We start from the raw sequence: 470 nt of genomic DNA on the forward strand, positions 1-470 counted from the left end.
CACATGGAATTCCACTTTCCTCTTCTGCACTCAAGTCTCCCAGTTTCCAATGACCCTCCACGGTTGAGCCGTGGGCTTTCACATCAGACTTAAGAAACCACCTGCGCGCGCTTTACGCCCAATAATTCCGGATAACGCTTGCCACCTACGTATTACCGCGGCTGCTGGCACGTAGTTAGCCGTGGCTTTCTGGTTAGGTACCGTCAAGGTGCCAGCTTATTCAACTAGCACTTGTTCTTCCCTAACAACAGAGTTTTACGACCCGAAAGCCTTCATCACTCACGCGGCGTTGCTCCGTCAGACTTTCGTCCATTGCGGAAGATTCCCTACTGCTGCCTCCCGTAGGAGTCTGGGCCGTGTCTCAGTCCCAGTGTGGCCGATCACCCTCTCAGGTCGGCTACGCATCGTTGCCTTGGTGAGCCGTTACCTCACCAACTAGCTAATGCGACGCGGGTCCATCCATAAGTGAC

Annotated in this window: 1 rRNA gene; it reads right to left on the reverse strand. The window is 54.3% G+C overall.

Features of this window, described 5'->3' with window-relative positions:
- Positions 1-470 (reverse strand): 16S ribosomal RNA (locus MR160_RS33935); the annotation flags it as partial.

It is taken from the genome of Bacillus cereus group sp. BfR-BA-01382 (assembly GCF_022663475.1).
GTDB classification, from domain to species: Bacteria; Bacillota; Bacilli; order Bacillales; family Bacillaceae_G; genus Bacillus_A; species Bacillus_A thuringiensis_S.